Below are 25,393 nucleotides of genomic sequence, written 5' to 3'. Positions count from 1 at the left end.
TCTGGCGTTTCGCACCGGACGCCCCGCGGTACCCGGAGGCCCATGTTCCGCAGCATCGTGCGCGGCTGCGCCGCCGGGGCCGCCGGTACCACCGCACTGAACGCCATGACCTACCTGGACATGGCGTTGCGCGGCCGGCCCTCCAGCAGCGCGCCCGAAGACGTGGTGGAGAAGGTCACCGAGAAGGCGGGGCACCCGGTCCCGGAGACGGAGGACCGGGGCAACCGGCTGTCCGGTCTCGGCGCGCTCACGGGCATCGCCGTCGGGGTCGGCACCGGCGCCGCCGTCGCCCTGCTCCACCGGGCCGGCCTCCGCCCGCCCGGCTGGCTGGGTGGCCCCGCCACCGGCGCCCTGGCCATGGCCCTGACCGACGCCCCGATGGCCGGTCTCGGCGTCAGCGACCCCCGCACGTGGTCCCCGGCCGACTGGACCGCGGACGCCCTCCCGCACCTGGCCTACGGCCTGGTCACCTACGGGCTGATCGCCGCGGCCCACCGGCACCGCTGACCGCGGGCAGCGGCTCCCTCAGCGAAGCAGCAGCGTCACCGCCGCGGCCAGCCCCGCACAGACGCCCAGCGTCCAGGCGACGCACCGCCGCCGCAGTTCCCGGTACCGGTTCTCGTACTCGGCGCGCAGCGAGGCGCAGCGGGCGGCGATGCGTTCCAGGTCCTTCCTGGCGCGGCGCAGGGCGTCCTCGACGTAGCTCTGCTCGATCTCGGTGCGCTGGGAGGTCGTCAGCCAGTCCATCGGCCGGACGAACTCCCTCGCACGCTGCTCGGCCTCCGCGATGCGGGCCTGCCAGAGCAGGTATCCCTCCACCTGGTTGCCCAGTTCCCCCTCGGCGACCTCCGGCCGCAGAGTCGGGTCGCTCATACCGCGCCCTGTGCCTCGGCCTCGGCCAGCGCGATGTCCGGGTGGTGCAGATCGAACGCGGGGGCTTCGCTGCGGACCCGCGGCAGGGTCAGGAAGTTGTGGCGCGGGGGCGGGCAGGAGGTCGCCCACTCCAGGGAACGGCCGTAGCCCCACGGGTCGTCCACGCCGACCGGAACCCCGAACCTCGCCGTCTTCCAGATGTTGTAGAGGAACGGCAGCATCGACAGGCCCAGCAGGAACGAGCCGATGGTGGAGACCGTGTTCAGGGCGGTGAAGCCGTCGGCGGCCAGGTAGTCGGCGTACCGGCGCGGCATGCCCTCGGCGCCCAGCCAGTGCTGGACGAGGAAGGTGGTGTGGAAGCCGATGAACAGCGTCCAGAAGGTGATCTTGCCGAGGCGTTCGTCCAGCATCTTGCCGGTGAACTTCGGCCACCAGAAGTGGAAGCCGGCGAACATGGCGAACACGACCGTGCCGAAGACCACGTAGTGGAAGTGGGCCACCACGAAGTACGAGTCGGACACATGGAAGTCCATCGGCGGCGAAGCCAGGATGACGCCGGTCAGACCGCCGAAGAGGAAGGTGACGAGGAAGCCGGTCGCCCAGAGCATCGGGGTCTCGAAGGAGACCGAGCCCTTCCACATGGTGCCGATCCAGTTGAAGAACTTCACCCCGGTCGGCACCGCGATCAGGAAGGTCATGAAGGAGAAGAACGGCAGCAGCACGCCGCCGGTGACGTACATGTGGTGCGCCCAGACGGTGATGGACAGCCCCGCGATGGAGATCGTCGCCGCGATCAGGCCCATGTAACCGAACATCGGCTTGCGGGAGAAGACCGGGATGATCTCGGAGACGATCCCGAAGAACGGCAGCGCGATGATGTAGACCTCGGGATGGCCGAAGAACCAGAACAGGTGCTGCCACAGCAGCGCCCCGCCGTTCGCCGAGTCGTAGACGTGGGCGCCGAACTGGCGGTCCGCCTCGACGGCGAACAGCGCGGCCGCGAGCACGGGGAAGGCCAGGAGCACCAGAACAGCGGTCAGCAGGACATTCCATACGAAGATCGGCATGCGGAACATGGTCATGCCCGGAGCGCGCATGCAGATGATCGTGGCGATGAAGTTGACCGAGCCCAGGATCGTCCCGAAGCCGGAGAAGGCCAGCCCCATGATCCACAGGTCGGAGCCGACATAGGGCGAGAAGACCTCGCTGTGCAGTGGGGCGTAGGCGAACCAGCCGAAGTCGGCCGCGCCGTCCGGGGTGAGGAAGCCGCCCACCGCGATGAGCGAGCCGAACAGGTAAAGCCAGTAGGCGAGCATGTTCAGCCGCGGGAAGGCCACATCGGGCGCGCCGATCTGGAGCGGCATGATCCAGTTGGTGAAACCGGCGAACAGCGGCGTCGCGAACATCAGCAGCATCACGGTGCCGTGCATCGTGAACAACTGGTTGTACTGCTCCTTGGAGACGATCTGGAGCCCCGGACGGGCCAGTTCGGCGCGGATGATGAGCGCCATGAGGCCGCCGACCAGGAAGAACCCGAACGACGTCGCCAGGTACAGCGTGCCGATCGTCTTGTGATCGGTGGTCGTCAGCCACCGCACCACGACATTGCCGGGCTGCTTGCGCCGCACCGGCACCTCACTGTCGTAGGTGTCGGCCGGCCCCTTGGGCTCGTTCAGAATGCTCACAGCTGGTACGCCTCCCGGCGCTCGCAGGTTCGCCGACGTCAGTCATCCGACATCCTTGCGGCACCGGGGTGGCCGCCGGAGCCGCCGGCGGCCGGGACACGGCCGAACGGCTGACGCTCACACCCGAACGGAGCATCCCCGTGCCCCGTTCGGAGCAACGGGGAAGCGCGCGGCGGCGGGCCCGGCGATCAGGGGGAGTGGTTGGCGAAGGTCGCCAGATAGGTGCCGTAGAGCAGGGAGAAGGCGGCGAGGTACCCGCACAGCCTGCGGGTGGCGTCGGGGTCGGTGCGCCACCGGTGGACCAGTGCCCGTGCCGCGGGGACGAGCAGCGGGAAAGCGGGCAGCAGGAAGCGCGGCTTGGACTCGAAGGGGCCCGAGACCAGCACGACCGGCAGCAGCAGCGCGGCGGTGTACAGCAGCAGCGCCGGTGGGACGCGCTCCCGGCACAGCCGGACGAACAGGAAGACGCCGACCGCCACGACCACCAGCGCCACCGGGTAGACGACACCGTCGGTGACCGGCACCGTCGCCAGGAAGCGCAGGGTGCCCAGGCCCCCGTCGAAGCGCGACTCCCACGCGCTCTGCACCTGGAAGTAGCCGCGCAACAGGGCGCCCGTGCGCTGCCCCACCAGCAGCAGGTACGCCGTCCAGCCGAGCGGGGCGGCGAGGGCACCGGCCCACAGGCCGAGCGGCACCCGCCCCCGCTGCCGTACGACCTCGAAGGCGGCCACGCCCAGGACGGCCGCGGCGGCGGCGTAGCCGTTCGGCCGGGTCAGGCCCGCGAGCGCGGCGAGCGCGCCGGCCGTCAGCCAGCGCTCGTCCAGCAGGGCGTACAGGCACCAGACGGCGAGCGCGATGAACAGAGGCTCGGTGTAGGCGAGGGTGAGGACGACCGAGTGCGGCAGTACGGCCCACAGGGCGACCATGGCGGTGGCGACCGCGCGGCCGTACAGCCGGTGCCCGATCGCGTAGATGCCGGCGACGGCCAGCGCGGTCGCGGTCCAGGCGATCAGCAGCGCCGCCACGCCCGGCGTCAGCGGCGGGATCCAGTCGAGCGCCCGGATGAGCCCCGGATACAGCGGAAAGAACGCCCAGTCGGTCTGCACCGCGCCCGAGTCGGTGATGTGCACGCGGGTGCCGTAGCCGTGCGTGGCGATGTGCAGGTACCAGACGGAGTCCCAGGAGTGGGCCAGGCCCTTGAGTATCGCCCGGCCGGTGAGCAGGTTCACCAGGACGACGAGGCCGGCCCCGGCCAGCCGGACGGCACCGAACAGGACGAGCGCCCGCTGGACACCGGGCGGCCAGGTCCGCCGCTCGTGTCCCCGCAGGGACGGACCGGGCCGTTCGGGGGCAGGGGCAGCACGGTGCTGCGGGGAGAACGTACTCACCCCTCGACCTTCATCGCAGCCGCACGTCCGTGCAATGGGACCACGCCGGTCACGTCACTTCTGGCTTGTTCTCTTTGCTGGTCAGAGCGCCGTATCCGGGAAAATACAAGACCGTTCGCCCCTACCTGTCCCGGTTCGGGCGGGTCATCTTTGAACGGCGGCCCGCACCGGGCCGCGCCCCGCGGAAGGAGCCCCTGTGGACGGCTGGTACGTCGACGACCGCTGCACCAACTGCGACGTCGCCCGGCAACTGGCGCCGGACCTGATCGCCGAGGAGAACGGCACGTCCCGGATCGTGCGCCAACCGGAGACCGAGGAGGAGAACCGGCGCCTGTACGCCGCCGTGTTCGCCTGCCACACCCGCTCGATCCGCCCCGCCGCCGGGCGCGTCGACCAGGCGCTCGACCCGTTCCCCCTGGCCCTGGACGACGGCGTGCTGCTGTGCGGCCACAACTCGCCGCGCACCGCGGCCGCCAACTCCTATCTGCTGCGCCGCCCCGACGGCACTCGGATGATGATCGACACCCCCCGCTGGAGCCCCGCCCTGGCCGGCCGGTACACGGCCACGGGCCGGATCACGGACGTGCTGCTCACCCACCGCGACCACGCCGCCCACGGCCGCCACTGGGCCGATCACCTCGGCGCCCGGCTGTGGATCCACGAGGGCGACCTCGACGCCGCGCCCGACGCGGACCAGGTCATCCGGGGCCTCGACCCGGTGGAGGTCGGACCGGGCGTCACCGTGCATCCGCTGCCCGGCCACACCCGCGGCAGCGTGCTCTACCTCGCGGACGACCGGTACTGCTTCAGCGGCGACAGCTTCCACTGGTCGCGCTCGCTCGGCGACCTCGCCGTCGTGGACTGCGTCACCTGGTACTCCATCGAGGAGCTGGCCGCCTCCCTGGCCCGGACCGCGGACCGGCTGCGCTTCGAGTGGGTGCTGCCGGGCCATGGCGACCGCAGGCACCTGCCCGCCGACGAGATGTCCCGCCGCCTGCGCGCCCTGACCGAGCACACCAGCACCCTGCGCCCGCGTCCCGTGGACTTCACGGCCGTACGGTGGTGAGGGGGACGGCGTTCGGCAGCGGGAGGTCACCGTGCGGCTGGCGGAGTTTCTGAGCCGGGTCCAGGACCGCGGGGAGTACCGGAGCGAGGAGGAGGCCGAGCACGTCAGCGAGGCCGTGCTGTGGACGCTGGCCACCCGGATCACCCCGGAGGAGGCCGACGAGCTGGCGGCGCGGCTGCCCGCACCGCTGGACGAGGCCCTGCACCGGGACCGGGGCTGCGCCGAGTCCTTCGGCCGGGAGGAGTTCCTGCGGCGGGTGGCCCAGCAGACCGGCGCCCGGCCGCGCACGGCGGAGTGGGACGCGGGCGCGGTGCTCTCCACCGTCGCCGACTCCGTCCCCGGCGGCGAGCTGGACGGCCTGCTGGCCCGGCTCCCGGTCGACTACGCGGACCTGTTCGGAAGGCCGGAGCCCGCCTGAGCGGGGAAGGGGACTGGTAAGCGGGGCCGGGGGTTCGGAAGCGGGGCCGTAAGTGGGGCGCGGACTTACCGCTGTGCGTCCCCGCCTACGCCTCACTCCCGTGCGTCTCCGTCTCCAGCCCCCGTTCGCGCTGTTCCCGTTCCTCCCGCATGGCCCGCAGCCGTTCGTCGCACCACCGCCTGGCCGCCTCGGAGACCTGGGCCAGCGCGCGCGGGTCCTCGAACAGATGGGTGGCGTCCGGTACGACGTGCAGGGCGTGCGGGGCCCGCAGCCGCCGGGCCGCGCCCTGGTTGAGCCGCAGCACCTCGTGGTCCTGCCCGCCGACGACCAGCAGGACCGGCGCCCGCACCTTCTCCAGCGCCTCGCCCGCCAGATCGGGCCGCCCGTCCCGCGACACCACGGCCAGCACCCGGTCGGGCCGTTCGGCGGCGGCCGTCAGCGCGGCGGCGGTGCCGGTGCTCGCGCCGAACAGCACCACCGGCGTGCCCCGCGTGTCCGGCTGCTCGTCGAGCCAGTCGATCGCGCCCACCAGACGGTGCGCGAGGAGTGGGATGTCGAAGCGGTGCTCGCCGTTCAGCGCGTCGTGCCGCTCCTCCCGCTCGCTGAGCAGGTCGAGCAGCAGCGTGCCGTACCCGGCCGTGCGCAGCTCGGCGGCCACGGTCCGGTTGCGGGTGCTGTGCCGGGAGCTGCCGTTGCCGTGCGCGAACAGCACCACCGCGCGCGAGGATGCCTGGACCACGAGGTCGCCGTGGAGCGCGGCGTCGTCCATGCGGACGAGAACCATCTCGGAGATCATCGGCCTCAACCCTTTCCGGGGCGCCGTTCCCGCCGAGCGATACGGCCCGGATGTCCACCTCCCATCATGCCCACGGCACCCGGCCCCCGGCACCCGCAGAGCCGCGGACCGGGAGGACCGCCGTCACCAGCCGGTCAGCAGCAGATGATTGAGCAGCAGCGCGAGCACGGCCTGGGCGGCGAGCCAGGGCCGGGGGCGGGGCAGCAGCGCGCAGGCGGGCAGCAGCCACAGCGCGAAGGGCAGCCAGATCCGCTCGGTCTCGGCCTTGCTCATGCCGGACAGGTCGGCCGCCAGCAGGGCGAGCAGCCCGGCGCAGACGAGGAGGGCGAGCCGGGCCCGCGAGCCGGTACGGCGGTGCAGCAGCTCGGCGCCGGTGCGGCGCAGGGCCGCCGCGGTGGCCGGCCCGGTGATGAGCACGGCGCAGGCGAGATCGGCCCACACCCAGTAGCCGTAGGGGCGGACGCCTCCCACACCCTGGTAGTAACGGATCGTCAGGAGCTGGTACCCGTGCCACCAGTTGAAACCGGCGAGCGTGAACACCGCCGGGAAGACCGCCAGTCCGGCGAGCAGGGGAAGCAACAGGGCGGGCCGGGCGCGTAGTTCGCGGCGGGCGAGGAGGAGCATCGCCGCGCCCACGAGGGCGAGGAGTGCGAGGCCGTACGAGAGGTAGCAGGTCAGCCCGGACAGCAGGCCCGCGCCGGCCGCCGCCCAGGGGGAGCGACGGGTCAGGGCGAGGGCCAGCAGGGCCAGCGCCCAGGCGGCGACCGCCGCGAAGTAGCCGTCGGCGGAGACGCCCTGCCACACCGCGGCCGGGGCCAGCACCGTGAACGGGGCCGCCCGCCGCGCGAGCGCCTCGCCGGCCAGGGCGCGCACGGCGATCAGCACCGCCACGCATCCGCTCGCGCCGACGAGAACGCAGAACATCCCGGCCCAGCCGCCGCCCCGCAGCCCGATCCGGTCGAGCAGGACGAAGGTCAGCGTGGCCGCCGGGGGATGCCCCGCGACATGGGCGGGCCAGGGGCGGGGTGTGCCGCTGACGATGTGCCGGGTGAAGTCGTGCAGGGCGGCCGGGATGTCATGGAAGCGGCCGATCACCCGCAGGTACTCCTCACGGGCGGTCAGCCGGCCGGCGATGCCCCGCTGCCAGCCGTCCACCAGCGCCAGCGAGACGATCCACGCCAGCGCGGTCGCCCAGGCCGCCGCGAGCAGCCCGCGCCAGGGCAGCCGGGCCGCGAGCACGGGACCCTGCACCACGGTCGCCGCCGCCACGGCCAGTGCGGCGGGGGTGCCGGGGCCGGCGTGCGGGTCCCAGTCGGCGAACAGCGGGGGCCAGTGCACGAACAGCGAACGGTGCACGGCCTGGATATGGCGGCCGACCAGGACCGCCGCCGTCACGAGCAGGGCGGCGGCAGCGGCGGCGTACAGATCGCGTCGCCCGGCACGGGAGGGATGTGCCGCGGGGCGGGCAGCGGGGTCTCGGTGGGGAAGGAGGGTCACACCCGGCACGCTAGGCCGGGCGGGCGGCGCCGGGCCGCCGTCCGGGCCGGACGTCAGGGTTTCGTCACCGGTCGTACCGCCTGTCCCGGACGTCTTGCGGCTTACGGTCGGCACATGCGCGACCAAGACCGCCTCCCCAGCTCACCGGGTTTCTGGCGCAGCCCCCTGCGCGGCCCGTGGTTCACCTCGGTGCTCGGCCTCGTCCTTCTCGCCGGCGTCACCGTGCTGTTCGTGACCGGCCTGGTGTCGTACGCCGCCTACAACCCGAACCTGTCCCCCGTGAACGACACGACGCCGGACAAGGGATTGCTCGGCTTCTACCTGTTCGCCTGGCCGACCGACCCCGTGTGGCTGTACCGCCTCACCCAGGGCGTCCACGTCACCCTCGGGATCACCCTGATCCCCGTCCTGCTGGCCAAGCTGTGGTCGGTGGTGCCCCGGCTGTTCACCCTGCCCCCGGCCCGCTCCGTCGCCCACGGCCTGGAACGCGTCTCCCTGTTGCTGCTCGTCGGCGGCGGCCTGTTCGAGTTCACCACCGGCGTGCTCAACATCCAGCTGGACTACGTCTTTCCGGGCTCCTTCTACCCGCTGCACTTCTACGGCGCCTGGGTATTCTTCGCGGCCTTCGCCGCCCACGCCGCGCTCAAGACGCCCAAGGCGCTGCGCACCGTACGACGGCGGCTGCGCGGCGAACCCGAGGAAGGCGGCACGCCCGCCCCCGACACCCTGGTCGCCCCGCGTCCCGCTCCGCCCACCGTCAGCCGGCGCGGCGCTCTCGGACTGGTCGGCGGCGGCTCGCTGCTGCTGCTCCTGACCACGGTCGGACAGAGCCTCGGCGGCCCCTTCCGCCGTGCCGCCCTGCTCGCACCCCACGGCACGGCCGATCCGAACGGCGGACCCAACGGCTTCCAGATCAACAAGACCGCCGCCTACGCCGGGATCACCACGGCCGACACCCACGAGGACGCCTGGCGGCTCGTCGTCACCGGCCGCACCGGCACCGTCCGCCTCAGCCGCGCCGAGCTGCTCCGACTGCCGCTGCACAGCGCCTCGTTGCCCATCGCCTGCGTGGAGGGCTGGTCGACCGCCGACCAGTGGTGGCGCGGGGTACGGCTGCGCGACCTGGCCGCGCTGGTCGGCTACGACGGCGATCCGCCGGACGTGCTGGTGGAGTCCCTGCAACGACACGGTGCCTTCCGCCGCGCGGCCCTGCGCGCCAACCAGGTGGCCGATCCGCGCGCCCTGCTCGTCCTGTACGTCAACGGCGAGGAACTGTCCCCCGACCACGGCCACCCGGCGCGGATCATCGTGCCCGCCGCACCCGGTGTGCTCAACACCAAATGGGTAGCCCGGCTGACCTTCGGAGCCCTGTGATGACGCCCCGCCGGATGCGCCTCGCGCTCGGCAGTCCCTTCCAACTGCTGCTGCTCGCCTGCTCCTTCGTGCTCGCCGCCTATGCCGGGATCCGGCTGCTGGCCGGCGACTGGCGCGCGGTGGCGCTGTGGATCGTGGGCGCCGCCCTGCTGCACGACCTCGTGCTGGTGCCCCTGTACGCGGCGGCCGACCGGGCGGTGACCCACGGTCTCGCGGCGGCCGGCCGGCGTGGCTGGACCCCTTGCGTACGGGGCCCGGCCGTGCTGTCCGCGCTGCTGCTCCTCGTGTGGTTCCCTCTGATCAGCGGTATGACGGCCGAGCGCTACCGATTGGCGACCGGTCTGTCGCCGGACGGCTTCCTCACCCGCTGGCTGCTGATCACCGCCGTACTGTTCGGCGGTTCCGCCGTGCTGCTGGCGTGGCGGGTGCGCAGGGCGGCGAAGCACCGGCCGCCCGCGCCCCAGTGAGCGACGCGCCGCCACCCGGCCCGGCGCGCATGGCGCAGCAGGGCCGGGGTGCCGAGCCGGGCCCACGGGAACGGGGCACCGCCGGCGCCCGGCCCCGCGCTCACGTCGACCACCTCGACGTGAGCGCGTTCATCGACGTCGACCGGCACGGTCTCCGCGATCAGCAGACCGCCCGGCCGAAGCAGCGCGGCCACCCGCTCCAGCAGCGCGGCCGGGTCCCCGCCGATGCCGATGTTGCCGTCCATCAGCAGCACGGTGCCCCAGCGGCCCTCGGCGGGCAGCGCCTCGAACACCGAGCGGCGCAGCACCGGACCGCCGAGCCCCGTGGTGTGCGCCACGGCCGCGTCGCTGACGTCGATGCCGAGCACGGGACGGCCTCGGGCGGCGAGTTCCGCCACCAGCCTTCCCGGCCCGCAGCCGACGTCGAGCACGGTGCCCTCGCAGCGGTCCAGCACCGCGAGGTCGACCGCATCGGCCCGGCCGCACCAGCGCTCCACCTCCAGCGGCAGCAGCCAGCCGTCGACCCGGCGCAGGAACAGCGGGCCCCGGCCGGTGCGCAGCGCGGTGGCGTACGGGTCGGCGGCGGCCCAGGCGACCGAGCCGCTCATCGGGGCAGCCCCGCGGCGCAGCGGGCCATCTCGGCGGCGAACCGGCCGCGCGGAGCCAGCGCGGCGACCGCCCGGGCATCGGCGGCGACATCGACGTCCCGCAGCCGGGGCAGGTCACGCACCCGCAGCCCGGCGGCGGTCAGCCGGGCCCGCTGCGCGGCGCCGGTACCGGGCGTGGACATGGGGACGCCGCGCAGCAGCGCCGGGTCGGGCTCGGCCAGCCCCAGCGCCCAGAACCCGCCGTCCCGCGCCGGGCCCAGCCACGCGTCGCAGTCGGTGAAGTCCACCGTGAGCAGCTCCGGCGTGACCTGCGGGGTGTCCATGCCGATCAGCAGCGCGGGTCCGGCGCAGTGCGCGAAGGCGTCCGCCAGCCGCTCGTCCAGGCCGCCCGCGCACTGCGGTACGACCTCGAAGCCCGGCGGCAGCCAGGGGCCGGGTGTCCCGTCCAGCACGAGGACACGCCGGGACGCGGGTGTCCGCGCCACGGCGTGCAGGGTGTCGGCGAGCGCCGCCTCGGCGAGCCGCGCCGCTTCCGGCGGGCTGAACGGCGGAGTCAGCCGGGTCTTGGCCCTGCCGGGACGGGGCTCCTTGGCGATGACGAGCAAGGTGGTCACTGCGCCGTCCTCTCCCGGGCGCGGGCCGGGGCCTCGGTCAGCACCCGGCGCATGTCCCGCACCGCCTGCCAGGTACCGGTCCAGGTCCCCGTCACCTTGGAGGTACCGGTGCGGGGGAGGTACGGCACGTCGTACTCGGCGATCCGCCAGCCGGCGTCGGCGGCACGTACCACCATCTCCAGCGGGTACCCGCTGCGCCGGTCCGTGAGACCCAGCCCGAGCAGCGCCTCGCGCCGGGCGGCACGCAGCGGCCCCAGGTCGTGCAGCCGAAGACCGGTGCGGCGGCGCAGCATCCGCGCCAGCGCGAGGTTCCCGGCCCTGGCGTGCACCGGCCAGGTCCCTCGCGCCACCGGGCGCCTGCGGCTCAGCACCAGATCGGCCCTGCGCTCCTGGATCCGCTGGACGAAGGGCACCAGCAGGGCCGGGTCCAGCGAGGCGTCGCAGTCGCAGAAGCACACGATGCCGGCCGTGGCGGCGGTCAGCCCGGCATGGCACGCGGCACCGAAGCCGCGCCGCGGTTCGTCCACCACGGTGGCGCCCAGCGTCCGGGCGATGCGGGCCGAGCCGTCGCTGGAGCCGTTGTCGACGACGAGAGCACGCCAGCCCGCCGGGATCCGGCCGAGCACCCAGGGCAGGGCCTCGGCCTCGTCCAGACAGGGCAACACCACGTCGACGGACGGAGAAGAGATCGTCATGCCTCTCACCCTACGAACGCGAACCGGGCATAACGGACTGTCGGTCCTTACGAAACGCGGACACCGCACCCGCCGCCGCGCCCGCTCGCCGCGGGCGGTGGGACGCTTGGGGCATGCGAGCGCAGTACGGGCCCGACCGGGCCCCCACCACGGACGACGACCTGGTACGAGGCACGGACGACCCGGTACGCGACAGGGACGACCGGGTACGCGACACGGACGACCAGGCGCGAGGGCGGGACCGGGACGCAGCCCGCGCCCGGATCCTGGTCGTGGACGACGACCCCACCGTCTCCGAGGTCGTCGCCGGATACCTGGACCGCGCCGGCCACACGGTCGACCGCGCCGACGACGGCCCGACCGCACTCGCCCGCGCCCGTGACCGGTGGCCCGATCTCGTCGTCCTCGACCTGATGCTGCCCGGCATGGACGGCCTGGAGGTGTGCCGGCGGCTGCGGGAACAGGGGCCCGTGCCCGTCATCATGCTCACCGCCCGCGGCGACGAGGAGGACCGGATCCTCGGCCTGGAGGTCGGCGCCGACGACTACGTCACCAAGCCCTTCAGCCCCCGCGAACTCGTGCTCCGCGTGGAGTCGGTGCTGCGCCGCAGCCGCCCCGCTGCCACCGGGGGCATCGGGCACGGGCTGGCCGCCGCCGGTCTCGCGCTCGACCCCGACGCCCGCCGCGCCACCAAGAACGGCCGCGAACTCTCCCTCACCCTCCGGGAGTTCGACCTGCTCGCCTTCTTCCTGCGCCACCCCGGCCGGGCCTTCGCCCGCGAGGACCTGATGCGCGAGGTCTGGGGCTGGGACTTCGGCGACCTGTCCACCGTCACGGTCCATGTCCGCCGGCTGCGCGGCAAGGTCGAGGACGACCCGGCCCGGCCCCGGCTGATCCGGACCGTCTGGGGCGTCGGCTACCGCTTCGAGCCGGACGGCGCGGAGGACTGACCGTGCGCGACCTCCTCCTCATCGCCCTGTACGCCTTCGCCGCGGCCGCCGCCACCGGGCTCGCCGGGGCGGGCGTGCTGCGGCTGATCCGGCGGCGCTCGCTCACCGCCTCCCTCACCGTCGTCGCCGCCGTCGGGGTCCTCGCCATGCTCGCCGGGACCCTCGCCGTCGCCTGGGCGATGTTCCTGTCCCCGCACGACCTGACCGCCGTCACCACCGTCGTCGCCATGGCGGCCGTCGTCTCCCTGGCCACCGCCCTGCTGCTGGGCCGCTGGGTGGTCGCCCGCAGCCGCGAACTCGCGGACGCCGCACGCTCCTTCGGGGACGGCGGTGCCTTCGCCGCACCCGGCGGACCCGCGACCGCCGAACTGGAGGAACTCAGCCGCGAGTTGGCCGCCACCAGTGCCCGGCTCGCCGAATCCCGCGAGCGGGAGCGGGCGTTGGAGGCGTCCCGGCGGGAACTGGTCGCCTGGATCTCGCACGATCTGCGCACCCCGCTCGCCGGACTGCGCGCCATGGCCGAGGCCCTGGAGGACGGGGTGGCCGCCGACCCCGACCGCTATCTGCGGCAGATCCGCGCCGAGGTGGAACGCCTGGACGGCATGGTCGGCGACCTCTTCGAACTCTCCCGCATCCACGCGGGCACCCTCTCCCTGAGCCTCGCCCGGATCTCCCTGTACGACCTGGTCGGCGACGCGCTGGCCGGCGCCGACCCGCTGGCCCGCGAGCACGGGGTGCGGCTGGTGGGCGAGGGCGTCGCACCCGTGCCGGTGGAGGTGGACGGCCGGGAGATGAGCCGGGTGCTGGGCAATCTGCTGGTCAACGCCATCCGCCGGACCCCCGCCGACGGCACGGTCGCCGTCGCGGCCGAACGCACCGACGAGGGCGTGGTGCTGTCCGTCACCGACGGCTGCGGCGGCATCCCGGAGGAGGACCTGCCGCGCGTCTTCGACACCGGCTGGCGCGGCACCGACGCCCGGACACCCCCCGCGGGCGCGGGCCTCGGCCTCGCCATCGTGCGCGGCATCGTGGAGGCCCACCGGGGCCGGGCCACCGTCCGCAACATCCCCGGCGGCTGCCGCTTCGAGGTGACCCTGCCCGCCGCGCGCTAGGCTCCGCGACCCCGCCGAGATCCGAAAGAGAGGCCCTGGGAGCCGGAAGCTCAGTCCTCCCGCAGCCCGGCCCGCGCGAACTCCCGTACCCCGTCCGCGAATCCGACCCGTGGCCGCCACCCCAGCGCGGCCCGCAGCCGGGACGAGTCGGCGGTGATATGCCGTACGTCCCCCAGCCGGTACTCCCCGGTGACCACCGGTGCCGGGCCGCCGCACGCCTCGGCGAGCGCCCGTGCCAGTTCGCCGACGGTACGGGGCTCACCGCTGCCGGTGTTGTACACCGTGAGGGCTCCCGGCGCGGACTGGGCCTCCAGCGCGGCCAGGTTCGCCGCCGCCACGTCCCGGACGTGCACGAAGTCCCGCCGCTGGCCGCCGTCCTCGAAGACCCGCGGCGCCTGACCGCGGGCGAGAGCGGAGCGGAAGAAGGAGGCGACTCCGGCGTAGGGGGTGTCGCGGGGCATCCGCGGCCCGTACACGTTGTGGTAGCGCAGGGAGACCGCCGTGCCACCGGTGGCACGGGCCCAGGCGGCGGCCAGATGCTCCTGGGCGAGCTTGGTCGCCGCGTACACATTGCGGGGATCGGCCGGGGCGTCCTCCCCGACCAGTCCGGGTGACAGCGCGGCCCCGCATGCCGGGCAGCGGGGCTCGAACCGGCCCGCGTCGAGGTCGGCCACGGCGCGCGGGCCCGGCCGTACGGCACCGTGGTCCGGGCAGGTGTAGCGGCCCTCGCCGTAGACCACCATGGACCCGGCGAGGACCAGGTGCCGTACGCCCGCCTCTGCCATCGCGGTGAGCAGCACGGCTGTACCGAGGTCGTTGCGCGAGACGTACTCCGGGGCGTCCGCGACGCCGTTGCCGAGACCGACCATCGCCGCCTGATGGCACACGGCGTCCACCCCGGCCAGCGCGGCCGCCACCGCCCGTGCGCCCCGCACATCCGCGCCGGGGTCCGCCCGGACGTCGTACACCACCGGCTCGTGGCCGCGCGCCCGCAGCGCCTCGACGATGTGGGAACCGATGAACCCGGCGCCGCCGGTGACCAGTACACGCATACGGCCACGCTAGACGGGGCCCGCGCCACGCCTCGGGAAAACGCGGGTCATGTCACGACTCCGTAAGGCGTGCCGGTGCTCAGCCGATGCAGAGCACCAGCACGCAGAGCTGTTCCGGCGAGGTCGACGCGCGAGCGGGGGGTGTGCTCTCGCCGGAGCCGCCGGTGGTGGGGGAGGGCGCGGGGGCGGGGGTGGACGGCGTGGTGGGGGCCGGTGGGGTGGTGTGGCCGGTCGCCGGGGGTGTGGGGGTGGTGGCGCGGGTCGGCGCGGCGGTGCGGTGGGTGACCGGGGTGGCGGGGGCGGCGGAGTCCGGGTGGGGGTGCGCGGGCGCCGGGGGGTGGGTCGTGACGGCCTGCCGTACGGGGCTCGTGCCGTCCGGTGTCCGGGGCGCCGGGGTGGAGTGCCGGGCCGGGTGCGTGCCGGGCGGGGCCGACGGGTCGGGGGCCTGGTCGGGCGCCTCGTCCTGTGGTGCGGTGCCCGTGGCCCGGTCGTCCGGCGGCGTGGCCGCCTGCGCGCGGTCGGCGGTGTGCCGGTCCAGCGAGGCGAGGGTCAGCCCGCCCCCGACGAGGGCGACCGCGGTGGCGACCACGGCCCGGCGCTGGTTCTTCTTCCAGCGGGCCAACTGCCTGCGGCGCGCGGCCCGGCCCTGACGCACCGGCGGCGCGGACGCGATGTCGGCGGGCGGGTCCGGTTCACCGGGGGAGGGGGCCCACGCCGACTCGAACTCCGGCTGGTACGCGGGGCTTTCCGGCGCGGTGGATATCGGGTCGTCGTACCACCCGTCGTCCGGCACCGGAGCCCGGCTCGCCGTCCCCGCGGCGCCCACCGGGGATCCGCAGGTGCCGGGCGGGGCGATGTCCGGGGCGTAGGCGCCGCAGCCGGGGCACACCAGCGCGCCGTTGAGGTGCCGGCGGCACTCGGAGCAGTAGTCCATCTGCTTCTTCCGGTCTCGTACGGAGGATCGAGCGGCCAGCCACGCTAACGGGGCTTTCGAAAGGCCCTGTGCAGCCGGTGTGTCACTCCTGCGCAGATTCTCCGCCGGTCGTGCGGCCTTCCGAGCCGGTCAGGCTCCGGAGCCGAAGCCCAGCGCGAACACATGCAGGCCACCGCCGCCGACATCGGACGGCAGCCGCACGCTGCGCACCGTCTTGCCCGGAGCGAGGGCGACCGGCGCCGTGGCGAAGACGTCCGTGGTGACGTTCTCGGGCGCGGCCTTGGCATGGTTGCGGTAGGGGGTCGTGACCGCGACGGTGGTGCCGGGCAGCGGGGTGGCGCGTCCGGCGTTCAGCGTCCAGTCGGAGAAGCCGACGGGCACCGTCTGGGTCGTGCCGTCGGTGTAGGTGACGAGCGCCGTGCCCGAGGAGGGGCCGTTGTTCGCCGCGCCCAGGAAGGACAGCGTGCCCGAACCGCGCACGCGCAGCGTCTGGCCGTTCGCCAGGTAGTTGTCGGCCGTGGCGGGCGCCGACCTGGGCCAGGTGAAGGTGACACCGCCGACCGTGAGCCGGGCGCCCGGAGTGACGCCCGCGGCGGCGAGGGCGGCGGCCGAGTAGCTGTGGCCCGCGCCGTCGAAGTCGGCCGAGTCGGACGCGGTGTCGGCGGAGGTGCCGACGTCGGTGTAGCCCTCGGCGCCCGGATAGGAGCGCGGGGCCGCCGAACTGCCCGACGCCCAGGCCGGGTTGGGTGCGGTGTCGAGAGTGAAGGCGAGGGTGCCGCCGGTGGTGAGGGCGCCCGCGGGGGCGTACGCCTTGTTCCAGGCCGCGCCGCGCCAGGTGGCCGACCGTACGTACGGGGCGTCGTCCGCGGCGCCCTTGCCGTCGATGGTGAGGGTACGGCCGGACGGGAGGGTGACCTGGGCGCGGGGGAACAGGGGGCTGCCGAGGGCGAGATCGGCGGTGCCCGGTGTCTCGGGGTACATCCCGAGCGCGGACCACACGTACCACGAACTCATCTCGCCCAGGTCGTCGTTGCCCGCGAGACCGGCCGGGCCGTCGGTCCAGATCTGGTCCTGGACCTGCCGCACCACCTGCTGGGTGCGGTAGGGCAGGCCGATGTAGTCGTACTCCCACGGGATGTCGAGGCTCGGCTCGTTGCCGAGATTGGTGTACCCGCCGGCGCCGGTGAGCGAGGACAGGTCGGTGTCCAGGAACTTCGCCAGCGCCGCGGCGCCGCCCATCGCGGTGGCCAGCCCGTGCACGTCGAACGGCACCATCGGCGTGTACTGCCAGGAGTCGCCCTCCACGAAGGACGCCCCGGAGGTCGGCGAGAACCCCGCCGTCCAGGTGCCCGAGGCGTCGCGCGGCTGGAGGAAGCCGGTGCCGTAGTGGAACAGGTTGCGCCAGTCGCGTGCCCGGTTCACGAACCGGCGCTGGTCGGCGCGGTCGCCGAGGGAGCCGGCGAGCGCGGAGACCGCGAAGTCGGCCGCGCCGTACTCCAGCGTGGTGGAGACGGGCCCGTAGGCGTTGCAGCAGCCGTAGCTGCCGTTCCGGGGCAGCCGGCCCAGCTGCTCAAGATAGGCGAGGCCGGGCCGGTTGTCGTTGGCGGCGGTGGCCTCGTGGACCATCCCGCGCAGGGCCTCGGCGGCGTCGAAGTGCCGGGCGCCGAAGGCGTAGTAGCCGGCGATCATCCCGTCCGCCGGGTCGCCGACCATGACATGCGTCTCGCCGTTGTTCTCCGACCACTTGGGGAACAGGCCGGTCTGGCGGTAGTCGTCCAGCATCGACTGCGCGGTGTCGGCGGCGGTCCCCGGCGCGAGCAGCGCCTCCAGCTGGGCCTGGGAGCGGTAGACGTCCCAGCCCGAGTAGTTGGCATAGGCCGCGCCGTGCCCCGCGTCCACGGTGTGCACGGTGCCGTCGAAGCCCGGATAGCGGCGGTCGCTGTCGCTGATCACGTTCGGGTGCAGCAGGGAGTGGTAGAGCGCGGTGTAGAAGACCGTCTGCCGGCTCGGTGTGCCCCCGGCGATCCGCACCCGGCCGAGCAGCGCGTTCCAGTCCCGGTGCGCCGCGTCGCGCACCCGGTCGAGGTCCCAGCCGGGGTTCTCGACCCGGCGGTTGCGCACGGCGCCGGCCACCGAGACGTACGACAGGCCCACCTTGGCCTGGACCGTGCGGTGCGCGGTGGTGTCGAAGGTGACGTAGCCGTCGCTCCCGGTCGCGGCCGGGGTGAAGGTGCGCCCGGAGTGCGGCAGCCGGCCGTGCGGCACCGGCCGGTTGGGGGTCTCGGGGGCGTTGGGCGGGGCGACGGTCGCGGGGGCGGCGGGCGCGGCGGTGACCGGTACCGTGCCGCTCGCGGTGAACGGCCGGTCGAAGACCATGTCGAAGTAGACGGTGTACGCGTTGTGCATCCCGCAGAAGTTGCCGCTGGTGACCTGCCCGCTCACCTCGTCGTCGCCCACGGCGTCGAACTGCACGTCCGAGTCGCCCGCCTGACTGTCCATCAGCTTGAACAGCAGGTTCGCCCGGTCCGTCGCGGGAAACGTGAACCGCGCCATGCCGCTGCGGGTGGTCGCGGTCAGCTCCGTGCGCACCCCGTTGTCCAGATCGACGGCGTACGAACCGGGGGAGGCGGACTCGGCCGTGTGCGAGAAGCCGGCCGTGGCCCCGGTGTCGAGTGCTCCGGTGGTCGGCAGCACCGGGATGTCACCGGCGGCGCGGCAGCCGGGCCCCGCGATATGGGTCAGGCTGAAGCCGGTGATCGCGGAGTCGCCGTACGCGTAACCGCCGCCATAGGGCCGGTGGGGGGTGTCGGGGCTCCACTGGACCATCCCGAAGGGGGCGTCGGCGCCGGGGAAGTCGTCGGCCGCGTTGGCCGTCCCGATGAACGGGTCCACCAGGGCGGCCGGGTCGGCGACCGGCACCGGTGCCTCCGGCGCGGCATGGGCCGGGGCGGCCCCGAGCGCCACCAGCAGGGCGCCGGCGGCGAGCAGTCCCCGTCCTCTCGGTCGTGCCATGGCGACCAGGTCCCTTCGTCGGCAGGCTGAACAGCCCGAAGCGGATGGCTTCACGAGACGCAACGAGACACATGACAACGTTGTTTCGGTGGGGCGGCGGTCAACACGCCGTACGTCCGGGAACGTTGAGCCTTCCGGCCCTGGGGTGTCAAGTACGGGCCCACCGGAATCGGCCGAGATCGCGGAGGGCTTCCGGCCCGGTGGCGTCCACCGGGCCGGGAGCGCCGCTCAGTCGGTCGTCAGCAGGCGTCGTACGACATAACCGGCGGAGTCCACGCCGGAGGTGCCGCCCTCGACCAGGGCCGCGACCGCGATGTGCGGGTTGTACGCGGTCAGCCAGCCGTTGGTGTGGTCGCCCTCCTCGGCGGTGCCGGTCTTGGCGCCGACCCCGGCGAGGCCGCTCAGCCGGGGTGCGGCGGTGCCACCGGTGGCGGCCGCGCGCATCATCGACTGGAGGTAGCCGGCCGTGCGGGGCGTGATGGGCCGCGGCGCGTTCGCCTGCTGCTGCCCCGGCACGATGATGGGCTGCCGGAAGGCGCCGCCGCGCACGGTGGCCGCGACGGACGCCATGAACAGCGGGGTGGCCTCGACCCGGCCCTGCCCGATGAACTGGGCCGCCTGGTCGCTGCCCTGCGCGTCCTCCGGAATGCTCGGGTCGCTGGTGGCGACCCCGCCGCCGATGGACCAGCTGCCCATGCCGAAGACGTTCACCGCCTCGTCGTGCAGGGCGGAGGCGTCACCGTCGTGCACCAGGTAGTGGAAGCCGTCCTTGATGAAGGAGGTGTTGCAGGACACGGCGAAGGCCTGCGCCAGATTGGACCCCGGATTCGCCTTCACGCCGGGGTCGTTGTGGAACAACTGGCTGTTGGCCATCAGGGAGTCGGTGCACGGCGCCGGGCTGGCCGGGGTCAGGCCCGCCTTGTCGAACAGGGCCGCCGAGGTGATGATCTTCATGGTGGAGCCGGGGGACTTGATGCCGTTGATGGCGATGTCCCCGTCCGCGCCCGTGTGCGCGACCGCCAGGATGTGCCCGTTGCTCCAGTCGATGGCCACCGACCCCGCGGGCCTGCCCCCGAGGTGCGGGTCCTTCACCGCCTGCTCCGCCGCCGTCTGGAGCCGGGCGTCGATCGTGGTTCTGACGACCGGCGCGGTGCCCTTCTTGAAGGTCTTCAGCGTCTTCACGCCCACCCCGTCGGCGTCCACGACGGCCACACCGGTGCCGGGACGGCCGCCGGTGGCCTTGCCGTTCTGCCGGATCGTCGCCGCGATGTCCCGCAGCGAGTCGAACCCCGACAGGTCCGTCCTGCCGTCGGCGGCCACCACCTTCGCGTCGCTCGCTTCCGCGGGCAGCGTGCCCGCGGTCAGTGACTGGTCGTCCCCGAGGCCCGGATACAGCACCGAGTTGTTCCAGTGCACCGCCATCGCGCCGTTGTCGCTCTTGCGCACGGCCACCGCGCTGGGATAGCTCCAACTCCCGCCCGCCACCTGCGCGGTGACGGTGAAGGTGACCTTGGTGGCCCCGGCGGTCACGCTCGACGGCCCGGCCGCGAGAACGTTGTCGAAGGTCACCTTCTTCAGGCGCAGGCCGTCCTTGTACTGCCGCAGGGCCGGGGCCGCCGCGTCCGGCGCGTCGGTCTCACCGGCCGCGCCGCCCACGTTCTGCCCGGACCAGTGGTCCAGGAACGACCGGGCCAGCTTCACCGCCTCGGGCCCGGAGGGCGGTGTGTCCGACGCCGCCGACGGGTCGAAGCCCGTGTCCTGCGCCCGGTCGGCCGTACCACCGGTCAGCCCGTGCAGGAGGTTGTAGGTGCCTATTCCCCCCAGAACGAGCAGCGCGGTGGACGTACCGGCTATGCCGATCTTCACAGCTCTGTTCATGTGCTGGATCGTATGTACGTTCCATGAAGTGACGAGGCGACTACGGCGGGATCGTTACCGGAACGTCAATAGGGACTGCTCAAAAATCCGGCGGGACGGGACCGGTCGGCCCGGCGGCGCCCCTCTCCCCGGCTCTCGGACGATTAAACCAGTCGATACTGGTGTAAAAGTGAGACTGATGGAACCATCGCGCACGAGCGACACGGCAGCCACGTCCGTGGGGTCGGCGGACCTCTTCGACGCGTCCACGGACGCGGCCGCGGTGATCGCCCAGGACGGTGCGGTGGTCGGCTGGACCCGCGGCGCCGAGGCGCTGCTCGGCTACTCCGCGCCGGAGATGGTCGGAGCCCCGGCCGGCCGCCTGCTCGCCGCGCCCGAGGACCCCGCACGCGCCGCCGGCATCGCGGCGCGCTGCCGTGGCGGAAACGGCTGGAGCGGCACGGTTAGGGTCCGGCACCGCGACGGCCGCCCGCTCGACCTCCTGCTGCGCGTCTCGGCCGTCTTCCGCATGGGCGGCCAGGACTGCTTCCTGATGTCGGCGCGCGAGGAGCGTGAGCAGTGGACGGTGGCCCAGTCCGTCCTCGACGGCTTCCTCACCCGCTCACCGGTCGGCATGGCCGTCCTGGACCGCGAACTGCGCTACGTATGGCTGAACGGCACGCTGGAACGGCTCGGCGGGGTGCCCCGCGAGGAGCGCATCGGCCGGCGCCTGAGCGAACTGCTGCCCGGATTGCAGGCGGAGGCCCTGGAAAAGCTGATGCGCAAGGTGCTCGCCACCGGCGTGCCCGTCACCGACTACGAGTACCACGGCTGGAGCTGGGCCGACCCGCACCGCGGACATGCCTACTCGACCTCCTTCTTCCCCCTCGCGGACGCCGACGGCACCGCCACCGGCATCTGCTACATGGTCCTCGACGTCACCGAACGCTGGGCCGCCCGCCGCGTCCTGTCGATGGTCAACGAGGCAGGCACCAGCATCGGCACCACCCTCGACGTGCTGCGCACGGCCGGGGAACTGGCCGACTTCGCCGTTCCGCGCTTCGCCGACTTCGCGGTCGTGGACCTGCTCGAACCCGTGCTCGGCGGCGAGACGCCGGAGAGCCTGCCCGGCGACGCCGGGGCCGCGCCCGCCCGGCCCATGCTGCGCCGCGCCGCCCTGCGCTCGGTGCGCGAGGGCTGCCCCGAGGCCGTCTACCGGGTCGGCGACCGGGTCGGGTTCCTCGGCCCGCCGCACGACGCCAGGACGCTCGTCAAGGGCGACCCGCTGTTCATCCGGGTCCTCGACGCGCGGCAGGAACCCTGGGCCACCGCCGAGCCGCTGCGGGCCGACCGCATCCGCGAATTCGGCATGCACTCGCTGATCTCCGTCCCCCTGCGGGCCCGCGACACCACCCTCGGCCTCGCCACCTTCGCCCGCACCACCAACCCGTCCCCCTTCGACCCCGACGACGTGCTGCTGGCCCGCGAACTCGTGGCGCGCGCGGCGGTCTGCCTGGACAACGCCCGCCGCTACACCAGGGAGCACACCGCCGCCCTCACCCTCCAGCGCAGCCTGCTGCCCCCGGCGCTGACCGGCGGCACCGCGCTGGACGTGGCCTCCTCCTACCTCCCCGCCGACTCGGCCGGCGGCGTCGGCGGCGACTGGTTCGACGTGATCCCGCTGTCCGGGGCGCGGGTCGGGCTCGTCGTCGGGGACGTGGTGGGCCACGGCATCAGCGCCGCCGCGAGCATGGGCCGGCTGCGCACCGCCGTACAGACCCTCGCCGACATGGAGCTGCCCCCGGACGAACTCCTCGCCCATCTGGACGACCTCGTCCTGCGGCTGAGCGGCGAGGAGAGCTTCTGCGGCGCCGACGTCCGGGGCGCGGCGGCCTTCACCGGCGCGACCTGCCTCTACGCCGTGTACGACCCCGTCACCCGGCGGTGCACCATGGCCCGCGCCGGCCACCCGCCACCCGTCGTCGTCCCCCCGGACGGCCCCGCCTACTTCCCGCAGATCCCCGCGGGGCCCCCGCTGGGGCTGGGCGGCATGGCCTTCGAGGCCGCGGAGATCGAACTGGCCGAAAACAGCCTGTTCGGCCTGTTCACCAACGGTCTCATCCAGGCATCCGACGACGTCGAGCGCGGCCTGGCCCGGCTCGCCGAGGCACTCGCCCGGCCCGAGCCGGACCTCGGGAGGCTGTGCGCCGCCGCCGTACGCGATCTCGTCCCCGGTCCCCAGCCCGACGACATCGCGCTCCTGCTGACCCGCACTCACGCGCTCGGCGCCGACCACGCCGTCTCCTGGGACGTCCCCGACGACCCGGCCGCCGTCGGCGAGATCCGCACCCTGGCCGCCCGCCAGGTCACCGGCTGGGGCCTCGGCGAGCTGGCCATGACGACGGAACTCCTGGTGAGCGAGCTGGTCACCAACGCCATCCGCTACGCCGCCGGGCCCATCCGCGTCCGCCTCCTCCGCGACTCCCGGCTGACCTGCGAGGTCGCCGACGCCAGCAGCACCGCGCCCCGCCTTAGGCACGCCCGCAGCACCGACGAGGGCGGCCGCGGACTGTTCCTCGTCGCCCAGCTCTCGCTGCGCTGGGGCGCCCGCTACACCGGCGACGGCAAGATCATCTGGGCCGAGCAGGAGATCCCCTAGTAGGGGTCGGATGGCTCGGCTAGGGCTGGTGCGGCTGGTGGGCGGCGTGGATTCCGTCGTCGGCGAGCAGGCATGCCGCGAGGGCCGCCGTGTCGTCCTGGAGGCTGTCGCCGCTGTACGCCAGCAGATCGTGGTGGAGCCGCTCCAGCAGCTCGTGCGGGGACAGCGGGCCGAAGGAGTGCAGGCGCTGCGCCAGGGGGTAGAAAGTGCCGGACGCGTTCCTGGTCTCCGTCACGCCGTCCGTGTACAGCAGCAGCTGCTCGCCGGGCTCGAAGGGGTAGCTGTCGACGTGGTGCGGCTCCGGAAGCAGCACCCCGAGGTTGAGCGGGGGACCGGAGCAGCCGCGATCGAGTTCCCGTACCTCGTCGGCGCGGATCAGCAGCGGCGGCGGATGGCCGCAGTTGACGATCCGGATGACCCGGCCGTCGGCGGGGATCTCGGCGAAGACCGCGGTGACGAACCGCTCGCCGATCTCGCTGCCGCCGAGGTGCTCGGCCCGGCGCGTCATGCTGCGCTCCATGCGGAGGGCCAGGGCGGCGAGATCGGGCTCGTCGTGCGCGGCCTCGCGGAACGCGCCGAGCAGCGCCGCGGCCGTCTCCACCGCGAGCAGTCCCTTGCCGCGCACGTCACCGATGAGCAGCCGTACACCGAAGGCGGTGGGGACCGCCTCGTAGAGGTCGCCGCCGATGCGCGCCTCGGCGGCGGCGGACAGATAGAGGCTCTCCAGGAGGAGGTTGCCGATCCGCTGCGGCAGCGGCCGCAGCAGCACCCGCTGCGCGATGTCGGCCACGAACCGTACGTCGGCCAGGGTGCGTTCGCGGCGGATGCGGTGGGCGGCCAGGATCGTGCCGAGGGCGCCCACCAGCGCCGTGCAGACGTAGTCGGCGACGTAATGGCGGTCCCACAGATAGCCGACCGGACGGCCCGCGCAGCACGGCGTGCCGGCCAGGACCCCCTCCATGACGACCGCGAAGACCGTGGCGCCCGCGACCGCGCGCGGCCCGTGGGCGAACGCGGTCACCAGCGGGAGGGCGACCAGCAGAAAGCTCACGGGCCAGTCGACGGGCGTGATCGGTTCGAGGATGAGTACGGCTACGACGTAGAGCACCGGAAGCCAGCGCATCCAGCCCGGAGGCGCCGGCGGTCCGGTCCGCGTGGCGGCACCGACTTCCGGCTGGCGACGTGGACTGCGCACACGGGACTCCTGTCACACGGGCTGGACGAGAATCCAGCCTGGTGCGCGGGTCCACGCCGCACCGGTCATTGCTCCAGTCAGCGGCATGTTCCGGTTTCCGGGGGCCATCGGGCCGTGCCGGGGAACCGGGGTGCCCGGCCGGGGGAACGGTTCACCAGTAGTGCCGGCGGCCGGCGACCGCGTGCCCCATCGACCCGAGGATCCACAGCACCGCGCCGACCACCAGAAGGATGATCCCGATGGTCCACAGAATGGATATCCCGGTGAGGAATCCGACGATGAGCAAGATGATGCCGAGGGCGATCATGGCCCGCCTCCTGTCGACGAATGTTCCTGGTGACCGGGTGCCCCGAACTACGCCGAGTCATCATCCGGGACGCGAAAATCTGAGCGGGTTCCGTCGGCGGGGCCTTGCTCTCCCGCCGGGCCCTGCTCTCCCGTCGGGCCGTGTTCTCCCGCCGGGCCGTGAGCGCGGCGGCACCCGGCGGTCAGTTCGCGGGCGCGCCCCGGAGCAGGCCGTCCATCACCAGGTCCAGGAGCCGGGTGGCGCGCGGTCGCCAGTCCTCGCGGGGGTCGAGCTGCCACAGCCCGGCGATGGCGAGCATGAAGTCGTCCGCGGTGACGCCGGGCCGGATGGTGCCGGCCTCCTCGTTGGCCCGCAGCAGGAGCGCGGCCGCGTCGGTCACCGGGGTGTGCGCGGGCTTGGCCGGGCCGCCCGGTGCGCCGGTGACCTGCCGGATCGCGGCGGCCAGACCGGCCTTGGCCATGGCGAACTCGGAGAGCCGGTCCATCCAGGCGCGCAGGGCCTGCGCGGGCGGCCGGGTCTCGAGCAGCCGGGCCGCGCTCTGCGCGACCTGCCCCATCTCGTGGCGGTAGATCTCCAGGACCAGCGCCTCGCGGTTGGGGAAGTTGCGGTAGAAGGTCCCCTGGCCGACGCCCGCCTTGCGGGCGATGGCGCTCAGCGGGACGTCCGGGCAGCGCGAGAGCTCGGTGAGGGCCACCTCCAGGATGCGCTCCCGGTTGCGCTGCGCGTCCGAGCGCCGTGGTGAGTCCTTCATGTGCGGCACTCGTCCTCTCCGAGGGTCGTGGCCGAACCTCGCCCTTGCTAAGCGGACAGGTGTCCGTTACGTTTCCAAGGTAA

Annotated in this window: 22 protein-coding genes; 7 read left to right on the top strand and 15 right to left on the bottom strand. The window is 73.6% G+C overall.

Annotated features, from left to right (window positions below):
• Window positions 1-42 precede the first annotated feature (42 nt).
• Window positions 43-507: a hypothetical protein gene (locus AC069R_RS18650; protein ID WP_478767884.1), complete on the top strand. Its 465-nt coding sequence runs from the start codon at window positions 43-45 to the stop codon at window positions 505-507.
• An 18-nt stretch (window positions 508-525) separates the two neighbouring features.
• Here the strand turns inward: AC069R_RS18650 and AC069R_RS18645 are convergent, their stop codons facing one another.
• From AC069R_RS18645 to AC069R_RS18635, 3 genes are all read right to left on the bottom strand, one after another.
• On the bottom strand, window positions 526-873 hold the full coding sequence (locus tag AC069R_RS18645) for a cytochrome C oxidase subunit I (protein WP_478767883.1): 348 nt from the start codon (window positions 871-873) through the stop codon (window positions 526-528).
• Complete coding sequence (ctaD, locus tag AC069R_RS18640; RefSeq protein WP_478767882.1) at window positions 870-2,558, bottom strand: aa3-type cytochrome oxidase subunit I; 1,689 nt, start codon at window positions 2,556-2,558, stop codon at window positions 870-872. Before ctaD ends, AC069R_RS18645 begins: the two co-directional genes overlap by 4 nt.
• A 188-nt stretch (window positions 2,559-2,746) precedes the next feature.
• Window positions 2,747-3,946: a hypothetical protein gene (locus tag AC069R_RS18635; protein WP_478767881.1), complete on the bottom strand. Its 1,200-nt coding sequence runs from the start codon at window positions 3,944-3,946 to the stop codon at window positions 2,747-2,749.
• 196 nt (window positions 3,947-4,142) lie between these two features.
• On the opposite strand from AC069R_RS18635, the gene AC069R_RS18630 reads away from it, so the two are divergent.
• On the top strand, window positions 4,143-5,012 hold the full coding sequence (locus AC069R_RS18630) for an MBL fold metallo-hydrolase (protein WP_478767880.1): 870 nt from the start codon (window positions 4,143-4,145) through the stop codon (window positions 5,010-5,012).
• A gap of 31 nt (window positions 5,013-5,043) precedes the next feature.
• Window positions 5,044-5,430 (top strand): DUF2267 domain-containing protein, encoded by a 387-nt coding sequence (locus AC069R_RS18625; protein WP_478767879.1) that lies wholly within the window; start codon window positions 5,044-5,046, stop codon window positions 5,428-5,430.
• Between the two features lie 85 nt (window positions 5,431-5,515).
• On the opposite strand, the gene AC069R_RS18620 is transcribed toward AC069R_RS18625, so the two are convergent.
• Together AC069R_RS18620 and AC069R_RS18615 are read right to left on the bottom strand one after the other, a co-directional pair.
• On the bottom strand, window positions 5,516-6,226 hold the full coding sequence (locus AC069R_RS18620) for a dienelactone hydrolase family protein (protein WP_478767878.1): 711 nt from the start codon (window positions 6,224-6,226) through the stop codon (window positions 5,516-5,518).
• Between the two features lie 123 nt (window positions 6,227-6,349).
• Window positions 6,350-7,723, bottom strand: coding sequence for a hypothetical protein (locus AC069R_RS18615; protein ID WP_478767877.1), 1,374 nt, complete (start codon window positions 7,721-7,723; stop codon window positions 6,350-6,352).
• Between the two features lie 114 nt (window positions 7,724-7,837).
• Between AC069R_RS18615 and AC069R_RS18610 the strand changes: the two genes are divergently transcribed.
• On the top strand, window positions 7,838-9,097 hold the full coding sequence (locus tag AC069R_RS18610; protein ID WP_478767876.1) for a molybdopterin-dependent oxidoreductase: 1,260 nt from the start codon (window positions 7,838-7,840) through the stop codon (window positions 9,095-9,097).
• A 322-nt stretch (window positions 9,098-9,419) separates the two neighbouring features.
• On the opposite strand, the gene AC069R_RS18605 is transcribed toward AC069R_RS18610, so the two are convergent.
• Genes AC069R_RS18605 through AC069R_RS18595 form a run of 3 tightly spaced genes read right to left on the bottom strand, consistent with a single transcriptional unit; the run spans window position 9,420 to window position 11,481 of the window.
• Window positions 9,420-10,172, bottom strand: coding sequence for a class I SAM-dependent methyltransferase (locus tag AC069R_RS18605; RefSeq protein WP_478767874.1), 753 nt, complete (start codon window positions 10,170-10,172; stop codon window positions 9,420-9,422).
• Window positions 10,169-10,786, bottom strand: coding sequence for a TIGR04282 family arsenosugar biosynthesis glycosyltransferase (locus AC069R_RS18600; RefSeq protein WP_478767873.1), 618 nt, complete (start codon window positions 10,784-10,786; stop codon window positions 10,169-10,171). Before AC069R_RS18600 ends, AC069R_RS18605 begins: the two co-directional genes overlap by 4 nt.
• Window positions 10,783-11,481, bottom strand: coding sequence for a glycosyltransferase family 2 protein (locus tag AC069R_RS18595; protein ID WP_478767871.1), 699 nt, complete (start codon window positions 11,479-11,481; stop codon window positions 10,783-10,785). The genes AC069R_RS18600 and AC069R_RS18595 overlap by 4 nt, the downstream gene beginning before the upstream one ends.
• Window positions 11,482-11,594: 113 nt before the next feature.
• On the opposite strand from AC069R_RS18595, the gene AC069R_RS18590 reads away from it, so the two are divergent.
• Together AC069R_RS18590 and AC069R_RS18585 are read left to right on the top strand one after the other, a co-directional pair.
• Window positions 11,595-12,431, top strand: coding sequence for a response regulator transcription factor (locus tag AC069R_RS18590; protein ID WP_478767870.1), 837 nt, complete (start codon window positions 11,595-11,597; stop codon window positions 12,429-12,431).
• Between the two features lie 2 nt (window positions 12,432-12,433).
• The gene (locus AC069R_RS18585) at window positions 12,434-13,543 is read left to right on the top strand and encodes a sensor histidine kinase (RefSeq protein WP_478767868.1); all 1,110 of its coding nucleotides are present in this window, start codon (window positions 12,434-12,436) and stop codon (window positions 13,541-13,543) included.
• 50 nt (window positions 13,544-13,593) lie between these two features.
• Here the strand turns inward: AC069R_RS18585 and AC069R_RS18580 are convergent, their stop codons facing one another.
• The 4 genes from AC069R_RS18580 to AC069R_RS18565 all read right to left on the bottom strand — a co-directional run bounded on the left by AC069R_RS18580 (window position 13,594) and on the right by AC069R_RS18565 (window position 20,419).
• Entirely contained in the window at window positions 13,594-14,595 is a 1,002-nt protein-coding gene (locus AC069R_RS18580) for an NAD-dependent epimerase/dehydratase family protein (protein ID WP_478767867.1), read from the bottom strand.
• A 79-nt stretch (window positions 14,596-14,674) separates the two neighbouring features.
• Window positions 14,675-15,529 (bottom strand): SCO2400 family protein, encoded by an 855-nt coding sequence (locus AC069R_RS18575; RefSeq protein ID WP_478767865.1) that lies wholly within the window; start codon window positions 15,527-15,529, stop codon window positions 14,675-14,677.
• Window positions 15,530-15,658: 129 nt separating this feature from the next.
• A complete protein-coding gene (locus AC069R_RS18570) occupies window positions 15,659-18,541 on the bottom strand; it encodes a lectin (protein WP_478767863.1) in 2,883 nt (960 codons plus the stop codon).
• 228 nt (window positions 18,542-18,769) lie between these two features.
• Window positions 18,770-20,419, bottom strand: a complete 1,650-nt coding sequence (locus AC069R_RS18565) for a penicillin-binding transpeptidase domain-containing protein (protein WP_478767862.1) — start codon at window positions 20,417-20,419, stop codon at window positions 18,770-18,772.
• A gap of 178 nt (window positions 20,420-20,597) precedes the next feature.
• Between AC069R_RS18565 and AC069R_RS18560 the strand changes: the two genes are divergently transcribed.
• Entirely contained in the window at window positions 20,598-23,057 is a 2,460-nt protein-coding gene (locus tag AC069R_RS18560) for a SpoIIE family protein phosphatase (RefSeq protein WP_478767860.1), read from the top strand.
• A 19-nt stretch (window positions 23,058-23,076) separates the two neighbouring features.
• Here the strand turns inward: AC069R_RS18560 and AC069R_RS18555 are convergent, their stop codons facing one another.
• From AC069R_RS18555 to AC069R_RS18545, 3 genes are all read right to left on the bottom strand, one after another.
• The gene (locus AC069R_RS18555; RefSeq protein WP_478767897.1) at window positions 23,077-24,180 is read right to left on the bottom strand and encodes a PP2C family protein-serine/threonine phosphatase; all 1,104 of its coding nucleotides are present in this window, start codon (window positions 24,178-24,180) and stop codon (window positions 23,077-23,079) included.
• A gap of 223 nt (window positions 24,181-24,403) precedes the next feature.
• Entirely contained in the window at window positions 24,404-24,559 is a 156-nt protein-coding gene (locus AC069R_RS18550; protein WP_086807291.1) for a DUF6131 family protein, read from the bottom strand.
• Window positions 24,560-24,740: 181 nt separating this feature from the next.
• Window positions 24,741-25,310, bottom strand: a complete 570-nt coding sequence (locus AC069R_RS18545) for a TetR/AcrR family transcriptional regulator (RefSeq protein WP_478767858.1) — start codon at window positions 25,308-25,310, stop codon at window positions 24,741-24,743.
• Window positions 25,311-25,393: the final 83 nt, after the last annotated feature.

This window comes from Streptomyces sp. NPDC043952 (assembly GCF_056435325.1).
The sequence above is the reverse complement of the archived record's forward strand: the minus strand, read 5'-3'. Positions and strand labels throughout refer to the sequence as shown.

What these genes read in the sequence shown, in the direction of transcription:
- AC069R_RS18575 (WP_478767865.1), bottom strand. Translation starts at nt 15,529, where the DNA reads ATGGACTACTGCTCCGAGTGCCGCCGGCACCTCAACGGCGCGCTGGTG.
- AC069R_RS18645 (WP_478767883.1), bottom strand. Translation starts at nt 873, where the DNA reads ATGAGCGACCCGACTCTGCGGCCGGAGGTCGCCGAGGGGGAACTGGGC.
- AC069R_RS18595 (WP_478767871.1), bottom strand. Translation starts at nt 11,481, where the DNA reads ATGACGATCTCTTCTCCGTCCGTCGACGTGGTGTTGCCCTGTCTGGAC.
- AC069R_RS18605 (WP_478767874.1), bottom strand. Translation starts at nt 10,172, where the DNA reads ATGAGCGGCTCGGTCGCCTGGGCCGCCGCCGACCCGTACGCCACCGCG.
- AC069R_RS18650 (WP_478767884.1), top strand. Translation starts at nt 43, where the DNA reads ATGTTCCGCAGCATCGTGCGCGGCTGCGCCGCCGGGGCCGCCGGTACC.
- AC069R_RS18580 (WP_478767867.1), bottom strand. Translation starts at nt 14,595, where the DNA reads ATGCGTGTACTGGTCACCGGCGGCGCCGGGTTCATCGGTTCCCACATC.
- AC069R_RS18570 (WP_478767863.1), bottom strand. Translation starts at nt 18,541, where the DNA reads ATGGCACGACCGAGAGGACGGGGACTGCTCGCCGCCGGCGCCCTGCTG.
- AC069R_RS18610 (WP_478767876.1), top strand. Translation starts at nt 7,838, where the DNA reads ATGCGCGACCAAGACCGCCTCCCCAGCTCACCGGGTTTCTGGCGCAGC.
- AC069R_RS18545 (WP_478767858.1), bottom strand. Translation starts at nt 25,310, where the DNA reads ATGAAGGACTCACCACGGCGCTCGGACGCGCAGCGCAACCGGGAGCGC.
- AC069R_RS18550 (WP_086807291.1), bottom strand. Translation starts at nt 24,559, where the DNA reads ATGATCGCCCTCGGCATCATCTTGCTCATCGTCGGATTCCTCACCGGG.
- AC069R_RS18555 (WP_478767897.1), bottom strand. Translation starts at nt 24,180, where the DNA reads ATGCGCTGGCTTCCGGTGCTCTACGTCGTAGCCGTACTCATCCTCGAA.
- AC069R_RS18620 (WP_478767878.1), bottom strand. Translation starts at nt 6,226, where the DNA reads ATGATCTCCGAGATGGTTCTCGTCCGCATGGACGACGCCGCGCTCCAC.
- AC069R_RS18565 (WP_478767862.1), bottom strand. Translation starts at nt 20,419, where the DNA reads ATGAACAGAGCTGTGAAGATCGGCATAGCCGGTACGTCCACCGCGCTG.
- AC069R_RS18560 (WP_478767860.1), top strand. Translation starts at nt 20,598, where the DNA reads ATGGAACCATCGCGCACGAGCGACACGGCAGCCACGTCCGTGGGGTCG.
- AC069R_RS18590 (WP_478767870.1), top strand. Translation starts at nt 11,595, where the DNA reads ATGCGAGCGCAGTACGGGCCCGACCGGGCCCCCACCACGGACGACGAC.